General features: G+C 38.0%; 17 protein-coding genes. All 17 read right to left on the bottom strand.

Annotation, left to right across the window (positions count from 1 at the left end; genetic code table 11):
• Positions 1-2 precede the first annotated feature (2 nt).
• A complete protein-coding gene (locus tag E7K77_RS01035) occupies positions 3-911 on the bottom strand; it encodes a CvfB family protein (RefSeq protein WP_004697457.1) in 909 nt (302 codons plus the stop codon).
• 1 nt (position 912) lies between these two features.
• On the bottom strand, positions 913-1,275 hold the full coding sequence (rsfS, locus tag E7K77_RS01030; RefSeq protein WP_039964929.1) for a ribosome silencing factor: 363 nt from the start codon (positions 1,273-1,275) through the stop codon (positions 913-915).
• Between the two features lie 16 nt (positions 1,276-1,291).
• On the bottom strand, positions 1,292-2,413 hold the full coding sequence (locus tag E7K77_RS01025) for an LCP family protein (protein WP_325305899.1): 1,122 nt from the start codon (positions 2,411-2,413) through the stop codon (positions 1,292-1,294).
• Positions 2,414-2,424: 11 nt separating this feature from the next.
• Positions 2,425-2,994 carry a bis(5'-nucleosyl)-tetraphosphatase (symmetrical) YqeK gene (gene yqeK, locus E7K77_RS01020; RefSeq protein ID WP_325306058.1) on the bottom strand — a complete coding sequence of 190 codons (570 nt, stop codon included), beginning with the start codon at positions 2,992-2,994 and terminating at the stop codon, positions 2,425-2,427.
• A gap of 3 nt (positions 2,995-2,997) precedes the next feature.
• Entirely contained in the window at positions 2,998-3,612 is a 615-nt protein-coding gene (nadD, locus tag E7K77_RS01015; protein WP_325305898.1) for a nicotinate-nucleotide adenylyltransferase, read from the bottom strand.
• A 139-nt stretch (positions 3,613-3,751) separates the two neighbouring features.
• Positions 3,752-5,011: a glutamate-5-semialdehyde dehydrogenase gene (locus E7K77_RS01010; RefSeq protein ID WP_325305897.1), complete on the bottom strand. Its 1,260-nt coding sequence runs from the start codon at positions 5,009-5,011 to the stop codon at positions 3,752-3,754.
• Between the two features lie 9 nt (positions 5,012-5,020).
• Positions 5,021-6,142, bottom strand: a complete 1,122-nt coding sequence (gene proB / locus E7K77_RS01005; protein WP_325305895.1) for a glutamate 5-kinase — start codon at positions 6,140-6,142, stop codon at positions 5,021-5,023.
• A gap of 72 nt (positions 6,143-6,214) precedes the next feature.
• Entirely contained in the window at positions 6,215-6,499 is a 285-nt protein-coding gene (gene yhbY, locus E7K77_RS01000) for a ribosome assembly RNA-binding protein YhbY (protein WP_004693176.1), read from the bottom strand.
• An 8-nt stretch (positions 6,500-6,507) separates the two neighbouring features.
• Positions 6,508-7,779 carry a GTPase ObgE gene (gene obgE / locus E7K77_RS00995; protein ID WP_004693173.1) on the bottom strand — a complete coding sequence of 424 codons (1,272 nt, stop codon included), beginning with the start codon at positions 7,777-7,779 and terminating at the stop codon, positions 6,508-6,510.
• Positions 7,780-7,796: 17 nt separating this feature from the next.
• On the bottom strand, positions 7,797-8,936 hold the full coding sequence (locus tag E7K77_RS00990) for a S41 family peptidase (protein ID WP_012864281.1): 1,140 nt from the start codon (positions 8,934-8,936) through the stop codon (positions 7,797-7,799).
• A gap of 1 nt (position 8,937) precedes the next feature.
• The gene (locus E7K77_RS00985; protein ID WP_391595538.1) at positions 8,938-10,119 is read right to left on the bottom strand and encodes a murein hydrolase activator EnvC family protein; all 1,182 of its coding nucleotides are present in this window, start codon (positions 10,117-10,119) and stop codon (positions 8,938-8,940) included.
• A 5-nt stretch (positions 10,120-10,124) separates the two neighbouring features.
• Positions 10,125-11,012, bottom strand: a complete 888-nt coding sequence (ftsX, locus tag E7K77_RS00980) for a permease-like cell division protein FtsX (protein WP_012864279.1) — start codon at positions 11,010-11,012, stop codon at positions 10,125-10,127.
• Positions 11,002-11,688, bottom strand: a complete 687-nt coding sequence (ftsE, locus tag E7K77_RS00975; protein ID WP_012864278.1) for a cell division ATP-binding protein FtsE — start codon at positions 11,686-11,688, stop codon at positions 11,002-11,004. Before ftsE ends, ftsX begins: the two co-directional genes overlap by 11 nt.
• Positions 11,689-11,702: 14 nt before the next feature.
• Positions 11,703-12,635, bottom strand: a complete 933-nt coding sequence (locus E7K77_RS00970; protein ID WP_325305889.1) for a transketolase family protein — start codon at positions 12,633-12,635, stop codon at positions 11,703-11,705.
• On the bottom strand, positions 12,635-13,471 hold the full coding sequence (locus tag E7K77_RS00965; protein ID WP_325305888.1) for a transketolase: 837 nt from the start codon (positions 13,469-13,471) through the stop codon (positions 12,635-12,637). Before E7K77_RS00965 ends, E7K77_RS00970 begins: the two co-directional genes overlap by 1 nt.
• A gap of 33 nt (positions 13,472-13,504) precedes the next feature.
• Entirely contained in the window at positions 13,505-14,605 is a 1,101-nt protein-coding gene (gene csaB / locus E7K77_RS00960) for a polysaccharide pyruvyl transferase CsaB (RefSeq protein ID WP_325305886.1), read from the bottom strand.
• Positions 14,598-16,640 (bottom strand): DUF5693 family protein, encoded by a 2,043-nt coding sequence (locus E7K77_RS00955; protein WP_278471463.1) that lies wholly within the window; start codon positions 16,638-16,640, stop codon positions 14,598-14,600. The genes csaB and E7K77_RS00955 overlap by 8 nt, the downstream gene beginning before the upstream one ends.
• Positions 16,641-16,651: the final 11 nt, after the last annotated feature.

Genomic DNA, 16,651 nt, shown 5'->3' with positions numbered 1-16,651 from the left:
CTTTATTCCTCATCTTGGGACTCATCACTAACAAGAGGTGTCCATTGGCGACCTATGTCGGTAAGCAATGTCCAACCATCCTCCTGAACAATTTTTTTCTCTTTCATTAAATGCCCTAAGGCACGTTTGAAAGCAGCCTTACTAATATTGAACTTATCTTTAATCAACATCGCTGAAGACTCATCACTATATGGCATCTTTCCACCGCGATTTAAAAGATATTCCATAATAATATCACCGTCTGAAACAAGAGCCTTTTCCTTTGTAGGGCGCATAGATACATTGACACGACCATCATCGCGTTTGAAAGTAATACGACCTTCAATCATTTCCCCTACTTTTAACTTTCTCGTCATTTCAGAACGATGTAAAAAGGCAATCCAACGCTCAGGAGTGATAAAAAATGCCCCATCACTCGTTAAGTTATAGATAGCACCTTTTACAAGTTGACCAACCGTAGCTTCAGTAGCAGCTTTAGAGGCACGACGCATTTCATCATCTACATCCATGGAGACCGCAAAACGGCCAGATTTATCTGTATAAAGACGAACCCATACCTTTTCCCCTACCTGAGGGCGACCACGCATCTCCGCATGAGGCATAAAGATACCACGTTCTGTGCCAACCTCAACGAAGCAACCAAAATTTGTCGTATTGATGACCTCAACATAACCAATTTGTCCAACCTTCATAGCTGGTAAACGCATAGAAGCAGTTAAACGCCCCTTTGGATCGCGATATAAAAATACTTCTACCTCATCTCCTATAGTAACTGGTGAAGTTTGTTGATCTTTATGAAGCAAAATATCATCATTTGTATTGCCTGTTTGACCATCTAGAAAAGCACCTTGGTCACTAGTACGCAATACTTTCAATGTGGCAATTGTATTTTCCAACAATTCTGTAGCCATATTATACTCCTTCAAATGGAACTCGACCAGCGTCATTCCACAATTCTTCTAAACCGTAGAATTCACGCAATTCATCACCACCAAAGACATGACAAATTATATCGCCAAAATCCAATAAGATCCATTCACCTTCACGATAACCTTCTCTATGCTGTACTGTTATACCTAATTCGGCTGCTTTATCTTCCATTTCATCAGCAATGCTTTGAGATTGCTTACTATTATTTGCACTGGCAATCAAAAAATAATCACCTAACATTGAAATACCTTCTAAATCAAGAATTTCAATATCTCTGCCCTTTTTATCAAATGCAGCTTGTGCAAGTTCTAATACGATTTGTTTAATATCTTCTTTCTTTTTCATTATATTGCCTCTTATCTTATCGCTTACTACCGCTCTCCTCACCTGGTTCTGTGGGCTTTGTAATAGTGCCACCATTATGTTCCGATTCAGGTGCAACTTTCGACGTACTATTTGTTGGTGCAGATATAAATTGCGTCATTTCATTAGCTGGTAAATTACCCATTGTAATACCCACTAAACGTTGAGCTTCCGTAGGGTTTATCTTCCAATAAGTCGTTTCACCTATAAGCTCTTTTTCTCCAGGAAGAATATAGAAGTGAATTTCTTCCTTATTAATTTTGCTCGCATTGTATACCAACTTAATAGCATCTAAAGTAGAAATATTACTATCATAATGATCCCAAATACGCCAAATATGCCATGCGTTTGTTAAGAAAAATGCATTATGTTCTTGTTCCATCCACAATTTTAGAAATCTTTCTTGTCGTTGCACACGAGTAAAGGTATCGTGTTTAGGATCTGAATATCGTAAATACGCTAAGGCATTATTACTATCTAAAGTTTGGTAACCACGTCGCAAATCAATATCTATATTGCCTTCTGCATCAATATGTTCCATCGGTTGTTCTACATAAATTTGCTGATTTCCTAACACATCATTAGTTTTCTTGAAAGCAGTTTGATTAACTACTACATAATACGGGATTGAAATATGGAACATATCCTCAATTACAGCTTTAGTAAGTTCAATGCCTCCTTTTTCATAAATACTATTTAACATAGTCGCATCGGTTTGATCACGATTATCGATTTTACTATTACTTGGAATGCCGATAACGTCCATCGTTTTTTGATCAAGGTTTACAGATAATAAGAATAGACTATCACCTTGACTAGGATTATTGTCATCAGTGCCGATAACCAAAATATATAAAGGTTTATCTAAGCCTTTTTGCTCTACTGATACAGTATTTGTGTCCTGTTTATTTTCACTATCTATCACAGCTTCAGTAGCTTCAGTAGTTCCGACGATTGCTCTATATGCATAAGATACACCACTATATATGCCATACCCTATCCCACCGAGCAAAGTAAAAACTACAACAATAGCCAGAATAACTCTGGGCCACTTCACAGATGACTTTTGTTGACGTCTTTTTCTACGTCGGCGAGCTCTTGCTCGTTCACGTTCGTCCATATAAAACTCCATTATTTACAAGATTTTAATACATCATTACGACCAAGAATGGTCAAAGGATAAATAGAAAGATGTTGCTCAATAAGGTGATTAATAGTATTGTCAAAACCAAGCAATACAGCCTTATTTAGATCTTTTTTAGCTACCGTTCGAAGTTCATCAACACCTGGGAAATCACGATTGGGTTCAATATAATCTGCTAAGAATATAACTTTATCTAATGTAGACATCCCTACCTTACCAGTTGTATGAACACGAATAGCTTCTAAAATTTCTGAATCGGTTATAGAGAACTCAAGTTTAGCTCGAATCATGCCTGCTAATCCATGTAAAAGATTACCATTGGCTAATAATTCTTCATCAGCTTTGTAATCATTCTCCTTCACCAAATCTTGCATCTCTTTCAAAGGCATTTCTTTAGCACAATCATGTAGCAATGCCGCTAATCGTGCTTTTTCTACATCAACATTATAAAGTTTAGCCAACTGAGTTGCGGATTCAATAACACCTAGAGTATGCTTAAAACGTTTTTTCCCCATCCATTGGCTTACCCTATGTTGTATTTCATCAAACGATAGCATCATTTATTCCTTCCCATATATATGGTTTTCTTCTATATAATCCACTACACATTTAGGCAACATATAACGAACTGTCTTTCCAGACCGTAAGCGCTCTCGTAAATACGTAGCAGACAATTTCATTTCAGGCACTTCCATAACATGGATTTTTTGTTGTGCTTTAGCTCCTAATTCATCCAAAGTAGAATCAATAGCACTTGATCCATCTGGCCTAGTAGCTCCAATAAAATGAACCTCATCTATAAGTTCATCTATAAATTTCCAAGTCGGTAATGCACGAATAGTATCCGTACCCGCAATAAAATAAAATTCAACAGTAGGACCATATAGTTTTTTAAAATATTGAATCGTATCTACGGTATACGAAGGACCTTCTCGGCGCATCTCTACATCAGAAATTTCAAAATTTGGATTATCTGAAACTGCGGCCGCCGTCATAGCATACCGATGATGACTATCAATCACATCATATTGCTTATGCGGTGGAATACGAGCAGGTACAAAGATAACTTTTTCTAAATTAAAACTTTCACAAGCCACCTCTGCGATCATGAGATGACCTAAATGAATGGGATTAAATGTTCCACCAATGATACCTATGCGACGTTTTTCTACCATAATGCGGTCACTCCCTTAATGACAATGACACAAATAATGATGAATAAGAGCAATGCCTTTCCATAGGATATCCATTCATATCGGCCCTTAGGTGTTTGAATGTATCTATAATATGCTCTTATAAAATAATATAATTTCTTCACGTCCGTACTTGGCCTTCCCCAAATACAAAATATTTATAAGATGTTAAAGCTTGTAAACCCATAGGACCTCGAGCATGAAGCTTTTGTGTACTAATACCGATTTCAGCACCAAAACCGAACTCAAAGCCATCTGTAAAACGTGTAGATGCATTATGGTATACAGTAGAACAATCTACTAAATTCATAAACACATTAGCTCGCATAGGTTCATCTGTAATAATAGCCTCAGAGTGATGTGTAGTATACCGATTCACATGTTCAATAGCTTCTTCAAGATTTTCAACGATACGCACATTTAAGTCCATATCATTGTATTCTGTGCTGAAAGACTCTTCTGTTAAAGGAATTGTATTCTCCATATATTGAGCTACAGCCTCATCACCATGAATACGAACACCGTATTCTTGTAGTGCTGTATCAAGACGTGGTAAAAAATCAGAAGCCACAGCATGATGAACTAACAGTGTTTCCATAGAGTTACACACAGATGGACGTTGAACTTTAGCATTTACCGCAATTTCTAAAGCCATCTCTAGATTAGCATATTCATCAACAAAGGTATGACATACACCGCTACCAGTTTCAATAACAGGAATGCTACTATCTTCTACAACACGACGAATAAGTCCAGCACCCCCACGTGGAATGATTACATCAATATATTCCCGTTGTTGTAAAAGTACTCCAACCAGATCTCGATCAAGCACCTCAACGAGTTGAATAGAGTCACCATTAATACCTAACGACTCTAAGGTATCCCGCATGATAGACACGATGATTTGATTCGTGTGAAATGCCTCCTTACCACCTCGTAAAATTGTAGCATTTGCTGTCTTTAAACAAAGAACACCTGCATCTATGGTTACATTTGGACGGGCTTCAAAGATGATACCAATAACACCAAAAGGTACTGATCGCTTTTCAATAATCAAACCATTAGGCCGAGTGATTGTTTCTATAATGGAACCTACAGGACTTTCAAGAGCAGCCACTTGACGCACCCCTTCTGCCATTTGAGCAATGCGACTAGGTGTCAAAGTCAATCGATCTATCATAGTTCGAGGTAAATTATAATCAACAGATTTTTCTAGGTCTAACTCATTAGCCGCCATAATTTCATCTGTTTGTGCTTCTACAGCATCAGCAATTGCTAACAATGCAGAATCTAAAGTTTCTTGGTCGAGTTGGGCTAATTCAAAAGATGCCGTTTTAGCTCTCTGGCCCGTATCTTTACAAATTTTTTCATACTGGTTCATAGGATTTCCTCAGTGTAATAAAACTAGATTATTACGATGTACAGCCTCATCATAGGTCGTATTAATACCCAGAATCTCGGCTATATCATTTGTATTGTGACCTTTAATCGCCTTCATATCATCAATACTATAATTAATAAGTCCACGACCAATTTCCTTATGATCATGATAAATGGAAATTGTATCACCAGGTCCAAAAGTCCCCTCTACTTCAATAATACCAGCGGGCAGAATGCTAGCACCATTATCTAAAACAGCGCGAGCACATCCGTCATCAATCGTAATGGATCCTTTTAATCGTTTACCAAAAGCCAACCAATGATGTTTACCAGATAAACTTGCATCATGGGCTTCAAAGAGTGTCCCAATTTGTTCACCCTTACATACACGACGAACAGAATCCTCTACTTCACCTGAGGTGATAACCATTGGTACACCAGAATTTGTTGCCATATGAGCAGCTTTAATTTTTGTATACATACCCCCCGTTCCCATATTAGAACCAGCACCACCTGCAATAGCATACGTTTCATCGTTAATTTCAGAAACAGTCTCTATCAAAGTAGCATCTGGATTGGTGGCTGGGTTAGCTGTATATAAGCCTTCAATATCTGACAAAATGATAAGTAAATCTGCATCTACAATACCTGCAACAGTAGCAGATAATGTATCGTTATCACCGATTTTAAATTCTTCGATAGCAACCACGTCATTTTCATTAATAATAGGAATAACGTTAAGTTGCAATAAAGTATGTAATGTATTACGCAAGTTAAGATAACTATGTCGTCCAGTACTATCCTCTTTCGTTAAAAGAATTTGCCCTACGGTGCGACCATATTCTCGGAACATGCGCTCGTACATATGAATGAGAATACCTTGACCTACTGCAGCAGCTGCTTGTTTTAATACGAGATCTCTAGGCTTTTTTTTAAAGCCTAAAGGGGCAAGACCTGCACCAGTAGCACCAGAGGAAACAAGAATAATCTCTTTACCTTGGTTAGCCAAATCTGATAATTGGCGCACTAATCTTTCAATACGCTCCAAATTTAAATGTCCGTTAGTGTAACAAAGCGTACTGCTACCAACTTTGACTACAATTCGTTTTGCATTAACGATAGCGCTGCGCATAGACTAACCTCCTAAGGTTGAAATTCTTAACTACGATGTATACAAATTTTTATGATTTACTAGATTATAAAATTATTTTGGCAAAATGATTTTAGGTTCTTTTTTAGCTTTATATAAAACACCATTAAAGCCAATCACTTGAACTAATTCAGCGCCAAGCATATCTGCTAAGTCTTGAAAAATTGTCTTATCTTCAGGACTATTATTATGTAATTTAACCTTAATAAGTTCACGTGCTGTAATCGCTGCACGAGCACTATCTATAACACTATCCTCTAAACCATTTTTACCAATTTGGACAACTGGTGGTATTGTAGCCGCCAATGAACGTAAATACCGTTTTTGTTTTCCTGTCATTATTACTCCTACTCTTGGAAAGTAAAGCGCTGATCGCCGATTACAACTTCATCACCGTCTTTACAGCCTTTTTCCTTCAATTTTGCATCAAGCTCCATAAAGCGCCAAATGCGTTGGAATCTACGAAGAGATTGATCATCGTCAAGATTTGTCATAGCTACTAATCGTTCAATACGTTTACCAGTAATGTAGAAAGCAGCATCATCACCGCGAGTAATGACAAATTCTACATCTTGTTTTGCTTCGTATACAACTGTATCATCATTTGCTTCAGGCTCTGGTTCGTAGTTTTCTACATAGTAGTAAGCTCGTTCCATAAGCTCTGACAAACCTTCACCACTTAAGGCGTTAATGAGAAATACTTCATAGCCTTTGTCTTCAAAATATTTTTTCGTTTCGGGAATCGTCGTGTCATCAAAGACCATATCGATCTTATTGAGAGCTACAATTTGTTTCTTATTAGCCAATTTTTCAGAGTATTTACGTAACTCTTCATTAATCGCATCAAAGTCGACCTTAGGGTCTCGGCCTTCCATACCAGATACATCTAAAACATGAATTAAAATATTCGTACGTTCAACATGACGTAGAAAATTGTGACCTAAACCTACACCTTCACTAGCCCCTTCAATAAGGCCCGGAATATCGGCCAAAACAAAGCTACGATCTCCAGAAATTGTAACTACCCCGAGTACTGGTGTTAGTGTAGTAAAGTGATATGCTGCCACCTCTGGTTGAGCTTTAGATACTTTTCGCAAAATACTAGATTTACCAACAGATGGATAACCTAATAAACCTACATCAGCTAATACTTTAAGCTCTAATTGTAACCAGAATTCTTCACCAGGTTCACCCTTTTCTGCAAAGGTTGGTGCACGGTTAGCACTAGTTTGGAATCGAGCATTGCCACGGCCGCCACGACCACCTTTGGCAATAACAAAGGTATCGCCATCGTTAACAAGGTCGCAAAAGATTTTTCCTGTTTCCTCATCTTTAATTACTGTACCCAATGGAACTGGAATGATAAGAGGATCGGAACCTCGACCGTGCTTATTAGAGCTTTCACCATTACCGCCAGCTGGTGCCTTAAACTGACGTTTATATCTAAAGTCTACAAGCGTATTAATATTCTTGTCAGCTTTAAAAACAACATCCGCACCTTTACCACCATCACCACCACTAGGGCCGCCATTTGGCACGTATTTTTCTCGACGGAAGCTGGACATACCATCCCCACCGTCACCAGCTTTAACAAAGACACGCGCTCTATCTATAAACATAATTTAACTCCTATGCATTATTGCTGTAATAGCTCTAATGCCTTTTTAATTTGAATATCATCTAATGTACTAGATGGATGTACACCTTTTGGTAAATCGATTTCTACATCAGGTTTAATACCTGTTCCATCAATAACACGATCACTTGGCGTGTGGTACTTAGCAATAGTTACTTTAATTCCTTCATCATCCAAACTAGGGAAAATAGTTTGAACGGTACCTTTACCATATGTATTAGTACCTACGATAGTGCCTAATTTACGATCTTGAACAGCGCCTGCTATGATTTCTGATGCACTAGCAGAGCCCTTATTAACTAAAACAACCAATGGCATAGCTACATCAGGTCCATCTGACTTATAAGTATCCTTTTTACCTGATCGATTTTGTACTGTTACGAGTGTACCTGGAGGCATAATATAGTTAGATATCTTTTCAGTAGTAGATAATAAACCGCCTGGATTATCTCGTAAGTCCAAGACAAGGGCCTTCATACCTTGAGATTGAAGCTCTTTATATTGAGTGGCAAAATCTTCTGCGGTATTTTCTGCAAACTGACTAATACGAATATACCCAACTGTGCTAGTTAGCATTTTACTTTTAACAGTAGGCAAAACAATGGATTCACGAGTGATATCAAAATGCAACTTTTCACCATTACGCTCAATATCAAGAGCTACAGTAGTACCTGCTTCGCCACGAATACGAGAAGATGCTTCCTCTACCGGAATTTCAGTAGTAGATTGTCCATCGATAGCAATAATGTGGTCTCCAGGTTTAATTCCAGCTTTGAAAGCTGGTTGGTCTTCCATAACGCTAACAGCATATAGACCTTTATCATCAGTACCAAGGACCATACCGACACCAGCATATGTTGCAGATGTTTGCATTTTCATGGACTTATATTCTTCTGCATTTAAATAAACACTATGCGGTTCTCCCAAAGAGTCAATTAACCCCTTTAGCATACCATCATAAAGGGTACTTTTAGCCATAGGTGTCATAAAAACTTGACTCGCAGTATAATAGGCTATAAATAATCTTGGCAGACCCCAGAATGAACCGGAAAGGTACCAAAATGTAAGCCACATAATAACGATGCCAGAGCCTATATATTTCAATAGACTCCATAACACCGTACGTGTATCAAATTTCATATTATAAATATCCCATAGGATCCACAGGATCCCCACTTATACGAACTTCAAAATGTACATGTGGCCCTGTACTATTGCCTGTGCTACCAGCATAGGCAATAACTTGACCCTTACCCACATCTTGCCCTTCAGAGACAGCAAGTTCAGAATTATGTCCATAAAGAGTAGACATGCCATTACCATGATCGATAACTACGGCATAACCATAGCCACCCATCCAACCCGACCAAGCAACAGTACCACCATCTGCAGCATGAACAGGTGTACCTTCATCAACACCAATATCAATGCCAGAATGATAAATTGTAGTGCCCCAAATCGGATGTGTACGATAGCCATATGGAGAGGTAATTTCACCACTTACAGGCCACCCAAGTTGACCAGACCCTTGTACCCAAGAGTAAGTTGGTGAAGATTGTTGAGCCGCTGCCGCAGCACGAGCAGCGGCACGCTCTGCTTGACGTGCTTTCAATAACGCTGTAATCTGTGCAGAAGATGCATTTAATTCTTCTACTGCTTGCATTGCTGTAGCACGATCATTTTGAGCCTTTTGAAGAACTACCTCACGTTCTTTCTTCTTTTGCTCTATTTCAGCTCGTTTTGCCGCAGCTGCTTTTTCAATCTCAACTAGTTTTGCACGAGACTGTTCTAGTGCTTGCTTTCGAGCCGCTATTTCAGCGCGCTCTTTTTTGATTTCCTCAATTAATTTAATATCAGAATCAATAATTCGTTTTAAAATTTCTAAACGATTAGCAAAGTCTGTAAAATCTTTAGATCCAATAACTACATCTAAGTAACTTAAACGACCGTTAATATAAATATCACGTACACGCTTATAAAATACGACTTCTCGCGCTTCTAGTCGCTTTTGTGCTTCAGCAAGTAATTTTTCATTCACTGTAATATCATTTTCAACAGATATACGTTGTTGTTGAATAGAATCCAATTGTTGCTGAGCCTGACGTAATTGTTCTTCGATTTGACGTAACTGTTCGGATACACTGACTATAACAGTTTCAGCATCTGCCTTTTTAGCATTTTGTTGATTAACTTGTTGTTGAATTGAATCAAGTTGATTTGTTAAATCTTCGTCCTCTGCAACGATGTATAATGGTGTTCCCAATACCACTATACCAGTCAAAATTGCCGCTACGAAGCGAGATTTAAATATACTATTATTCATAAACATTACACCTTCATGTATTGTTTCAAAGAAATAGTACTACCAATAGCACCTACTACTATGCCGCCACCTAAGATATAAAGGGCTACATCATAGAAGAATGGGAACATTGGTACTAAAGGGAAGAATGCTAATGATTCAGAAACTTCCAGTGTGATGAAGTGATAAAATTCACCAACGCAAAGAACGGCAATGATAGCACCAATTAAGCCTAACAACATGCCTTCAATCAAAAATGGCCAACGAATAAATCCATTAGTAGCACCTACATATTTCATGATTGCAATTTCCTTACGACGTGCGAATACAGTCAACCGAATTGTATTTGAAATGATGAATAGTGTTGCAGCTGCTAGGAAAGCAATCAATACAATCCCACCAATACGAATTACTTGCGTAATGCGGAAAAGCTCTTCTACAATATCTTGACCATAATGTGTACTTTCTACGCCTTGGAATGTCGTAGCTAATTTTGCAGTTGCTTTTACATCGCTAGGATTATCAAAGGTTAACACATACGAGTTAGGCAACGGATTTACATCACCTAAAGCATTCACCAATTGTTGCTGATCACCAAGGCGTTCTTTGAACTCCTTCATAGCTTGCTCTTTATTAACAAATTCTAAATGCTTTAAGTTAGGTATAGCCTTAATTTGCTTTCCTACTGCCATAATTTGATCAGTTGTTAAACCATCCTTTAAGTAAATACTTAACTGTACTTGATTTTCTAGACTGGATGCCATGTTATTCAAATTAATGACACCACAAAGGAATACACCGAGCATAAATAAGGATAAAGCCACTGTAGAAATGGACGCTAATGTCATAAGTCCATTACGTTTCATAGACTTCAGTGCTTCTTTAAAATAGTATTTTATCGTTCTAGGCTTCATTAATTTCTGCACCTCTCATATTATCACTTTGAACACGGCCGTCTTTTAAACGAATAACGCGTTTATTCAAGTATGAAACAAGATCCATATTATGGGTAACCATAATAACGGTAGTGCCGAAATTGTTAATATGCTTAAACAATTCAACAATATCCTTACTAGTATCAGGATCAAGGTTACCAGTAGGTTCATCAGCAATTAATACTGTTGGGCGATTAACAATTGCACGCGCAATAGCAACACGTTGTTGTTCCCCGCCAGAAAGATCCTCTGGTAAGTCATTAGCCTTCTCAGATAAACCAACAAGGTCTAATACATGACTCACCTTTTCTTTAATGATTTTTGGTTTTTCTTCAATAACTTCAAGAGCAAAAGCAATATTCTCTGCTACTGTTTTATTAGGCAATAAACGGAAGTCTTGGAATACAACGCCAAGCTTTCTCCGCAATTTAGGAATTTTACTGCGCTTCATACGCGTAACATCAAAGTCATCAACAATGACAGTACCAGCATCTGGCACTACTTCATGCGTTAATAACTTAAATAAAGTTGATTTCCCTGCACCACTGTGACCACAAACGAGAACAAATTCACCTTCGTTAATAGTTAAACACACATCGTCTAATGCAACAGAACCATTATCATAGACTTTACTAACATTCTTAAATTCAATCATGGGATCCCCTTTGATTATTTACGAGCGATTACACGTTTTACTGCTTCTACAATGTCATTTGCAGTTAAGCCATATTTTTTCATCAATTCTTTTGGTGTTCCACTCTCCCCAAATGTATCTTGAACACCAACGAATTCCATAGGTACAGACTTATTAGCTACTACTACTTCAGATACTGCAGAACCAAGACCGCCAATGATATTATGTTCTTCGGCTGTAACAATAGCACCAGTTTCAGTAGCCGCTTTTACAATTGCTTCAGCATCAATAGGTTTAATAGATGCCATATTAATAACGCGAGCAGATATATTAGATTCAGATAAAGTTTTAGATGCCTCTACAGCAGGTCCAACTAATGCACCACAAGCAATAATTGTAGCATCAGAACCATCTACCAAAATAGTAGATTTACCTGGCACAAATGAGTAGCCTTCTGTTGTTACATCATCTACACCAGCACGCCCCAAACGAACGTATACTGGGCCGTTATAAGATGCAGCCCATTCGATAACAGCCTCTGTTTCACGCTCATCAGCAGGTACCACTACAGTCATATTTGGCAATGTACGCATACAGGAAATATCCTCTAAACTTTGGTGCGTTGCACCATCCTCACCAACAGTAATGCCCGCATGTGTAGCACATACTTTCACGTTTAATTTAGGATAGCATACAGCATTGCGGATTTGTTCAAATGCACGTCCTGTAGCAAACATGGAGAAAGATGATACAAATGGTATCTTACCTGCCGCTGCAAGTCCAGCACCAACAGAAATCAAGTTTTGCTCTGCAATACCTACGTTAAAGAAACGTTCTGGGCACACAGCTTTAAATGTGTCTGTTTTGGTAGATTTGGATAAATCCGCATCTAGTACGATAATATTAGTATTCTCTTTACCAATGCGAGCTAGCGCATTACCATATGCTTCACGTGTTGCTTTACCCATTATTGCACCCCCATAATTTCATTAACAAAGGCTACACCTTGCTCTTCACTTGGTGCTTTACCATGCCAGCCTGCTTGACCTTCCATCTCTTCAACGCCTTTACCCTTTACAGTATGCATGATAATACATGTTGGGCCTTCTGTAAAAGCTTTCGCAGTTTCAATAGCATTATGAAGCTCATCAAGGTCATGACCATTAACTTCAATAACATTCCAATTGAAAGCTTTGAACTTTTCTGGAATTGGTAATGGAGAAAGAACTTTAGTAATATCACCATCAATTTGAAGACCGTTAAAATCGACAAAAGCTGTCAAATTATTCAGTTTATAAAAACCAGCAAACATTGCAGCTTCCCACACTTGACCTTCTTCAAGCTCACCATCACCAAGAATAGAGTATACACGGTAATCTGCATTATCAATTTTGCCTGCCAATGCCATACCACAAGCTGCAGAAATGCCTTGTCCTAAAGAACCTGTAGACATATCTACACCTGGTGTGTGTTTCATATCAGGATGGCCTTGTAACATATGATTAATTTTACGTAAGTTCAAGAGTTCTTCTTTAGGGAAATAACCTTTTTCGGTCAATGTAGCGTATAGTGCAGGCGCTGCATGACCTTTAGAAAGGACAAAACGATCTCTATTAGGAGCTTTTGGATTTGCTGGATCTACATTCATCTCAACATAGTACAACAAGGCCATCACATCGGCGATGGATAATGAACCACCTGGGTGACCGGATTTCGCTGCCGTTACAGACTGTACAATACCAACGCGAATAGCTTTTGCCTTCTCTTGAACTAATTGTTTAACATCTTGTGTTAATGTAGCCATAGAGACCTCACTTTCTGGATAAAATCCAATATATTAATAATCTTTAAGTAATGAAATAGCAATTTCTGCATTGCGTTGGGAATCTACACGCAATGATTCAATGCGATCATAAGATGCTTGATACTCCTCACGAGAATTCAACAATTTATGACACCATTGATATAAGGCTTCTTCACGCAAATGAGTCATTGTGCCAATAGGCTCTTGACCAATCATATGTAAAAAGCTTGTAATTTTAGGATCATAGGAAATACCAATAACTGGTTTTCCCATTAAAGAACTAAAAACTAAAGCGTGAAGACGTATACCAATCATGAGGTCCACATTTCCAGATAATGACACTTGTTGCTCTGTAGAGAACGGACCTTCTAGCACAATAGCGCCATTCGGCATATAGCTGGCAATGATCTTAGCCTCTTTTGTATCCTCAGGATGTGACATAGGAATAAAGATAATTTCCACATTATCTTGTTCTTGTAATCTGCTCAATACATTAGCTAAGGATTCTCTATACTCTGTATCCTCTTTCCAACTACGAACCGCCACACCAATTCGTTTACGTTGTTCATCTGCTTCAGATATTTTAGATATATACCCTTTCAGAATATGAGAGCCAATTGAAAGATCTGCTGGTTGCATGGCCAATACCGCATCTGCAGTAACTTCTACATCTTCAATTCCCAAAGAAACTAGTTCATCCTTTGAAATAGAATCTCTAACTGTAATAGTATCTACAAAACGCAATACAAATCCAACGGCACGACGTGTTGATGAACGAATTAAAGGACCAATACCTTGGGAGTATAGCATTACTTTTTTCCCAAGCAACTTTGCTAGCGCCATAATACTTAAGTAATAGTAAGTATTGCGAATACTAGTAGCATCTTGTAATAAACTACCACCACCACTAATAACAAGATCCGAATGAGCAATTGCTTTTAAGATACCCAATGCAGAGAATGTACCTACAGCATTAATATTATGCTTTTTACTAGTCTCTTTAGGATTACCAGAAATTACAGTAATATGTGCGTCAGCCTCTTCTTTACGAATAGCATCGATAATAGCACAAAGCATGGCCTCATCACCAGCATTACCAAAGCCATAATAACCAGAGATAACAATATTACTCATGGTCAACCTCCCTAGCTTGGAACCATTGTGTTACGTACATCATAAACCGTACTGCGATGATAAGAAGCACTCCAAAAAGGGCGCCAATTAACAAACCATCATAACCACGCATGATGGACATGAACACTGGCGTTCTAAGATGACAGAAGGTTTCAACCATTGAAGCAATGCCAATAACACCAGCTAGAGTTAATAAGAAATGAATTACTGTAGGCCACTTACGCATGAACGCAAAGGTAGCTAGCATTAAAGCAGGATGACCAATAATGAACTCTTTTTCACGCGGTCTCGCATACATTGCATTTTCAAGAAAACGACGTAGCATAAGTTCAAAGCCTGGTACAGGAACACCTGCAGTGTGTCCACTACGGCCAACAAATACCCATACTGCGCCACCAAGTGCTGCTATTATAAAGAATACATATAATTTAACATCCATAGTTAAGAATTCCACTACAAATGTTTTCGCTTCTTCTTTGGAATTAATCATGCGGCCGTTCCACAATGGGAATCGTTGAAGGTACGCAATAATAACTAAAATAATTGGCAGAACAAAGGTCAACTTAACACCTCTAAAGAGAGCAAACTCCATAAAGAATTTCGTATTGCCCAATAAAGATGCGATATACATACCGCCAATAGCAGCAAATAATGCAGCAATTACAAGGTATAATAAGGCAAGAATAGTAGACTTAATGGCACCTAATGGACGTGCACCATCATAACGGCGCCACTCTTCCATCAAGCGTATCATAGCACCTACAGGAGCCATAATAGCACTAGATAGAGCCCATATTTGAGTAATTAAGGTACCACTTGTAAGAATAAATACAACAATGGATGCCAAAGAAATGCCAAAAAAGGCCACAAGTTGCGTATGCTTAGACATTGGTAACATCATTTGTAGAACATATACAAAAAGTGCGATAGCCCCGATCATTGTAATAACTACTAATAATGGATTTGGTGTATAAGCAGGATAAATATCCGCTGGACCAAATTCATAACCTTTTACAGCCAATTTCTCTGTAGCTATATTAATATAGTTGATTGTAGTCTGTAAAACAGTTTCATTATTTATACCTGTTTCATACATCGGAAACAAGTTAAAACGAATATTTCGTTCTATATCACTAATGTAAAAGCGTTGTGCCGCTTCTTCAGGGGTAATTTTCTTTAACTCCTCTTTAGCGATAGTATACACACGACCTACACTATAATTATTTTTGGCCGCCATTTCCAAGAAACCTTGTTGTGGCTCATACTGCAACTGATTTACAGCTTCGATACCAACTAGTGGAATATGATTTTTATTTAGTAATGCTAATGTTTCATCCGTTAAATTAGGTGCACCTAGAGCTTCTTTACCAGCAAAAATCATCCCTGTTACATGAGGAATGCCTTCAAGTCGTTTAAATACATATTGAATATCTTCAGATGTTACGTTTCTATAGTTTGTTGGACGAACGATAACATTGAAACCACGATCTGCAACCTCTTGTGCTTGCAACTTTGAAATACCAAGATTCATCTTTGCATAGCTATCTGCTGTTGCACCATACAATTCAAGAACAGGACCAATACTTGTATTAAGCTCTTTCACCTTGTCCTTGCCAATACGGTGGTATAAATCCTCTCGAATTTCTTTATAATAACCTTCTTTACCTGAAATTAATGCCACATAAGTCGCCCCAGGTTTAATCGCAGCGCCATTAACACGAACAGAGTCCATCTCTTCAGAGCTTAATACTTTAACTTGGCCCGCATCTTTTGCTTTTTCTAACGTGCGATCATAAATAGCAAAAGCAGTCACACCAGCATTACGTAATGCATCAAAAGCTTCTTGTTGACTACGCTTTTCAAAGGCGCTGGCTCGTAAAACTGCATCATAGTCTACAATATTTTCAATATGATTTTGAGATTTCTCAATCTGATGGCGTTCAAATACTAAGTATAAGGAAGATAAAAGACCTATAATAATACAAAGTATAAGAATCCATGAGTACTTACTTTTTTGTGTGTTCCGATGATTCACGACAAATCCTT

Origin of the sequence: Veillonella parvula (assembly GCF_032577575.1) — a bacterium.
Lineage (GTDB): Bacteria > Bacillota > Negativicutes > Veillonellales > Veillonellaceae > Veillonella.
Note: the sequence above shows the minus strand (reverse complement) of the source record. Positions and strands in the feature narration are given on the sequence as shown.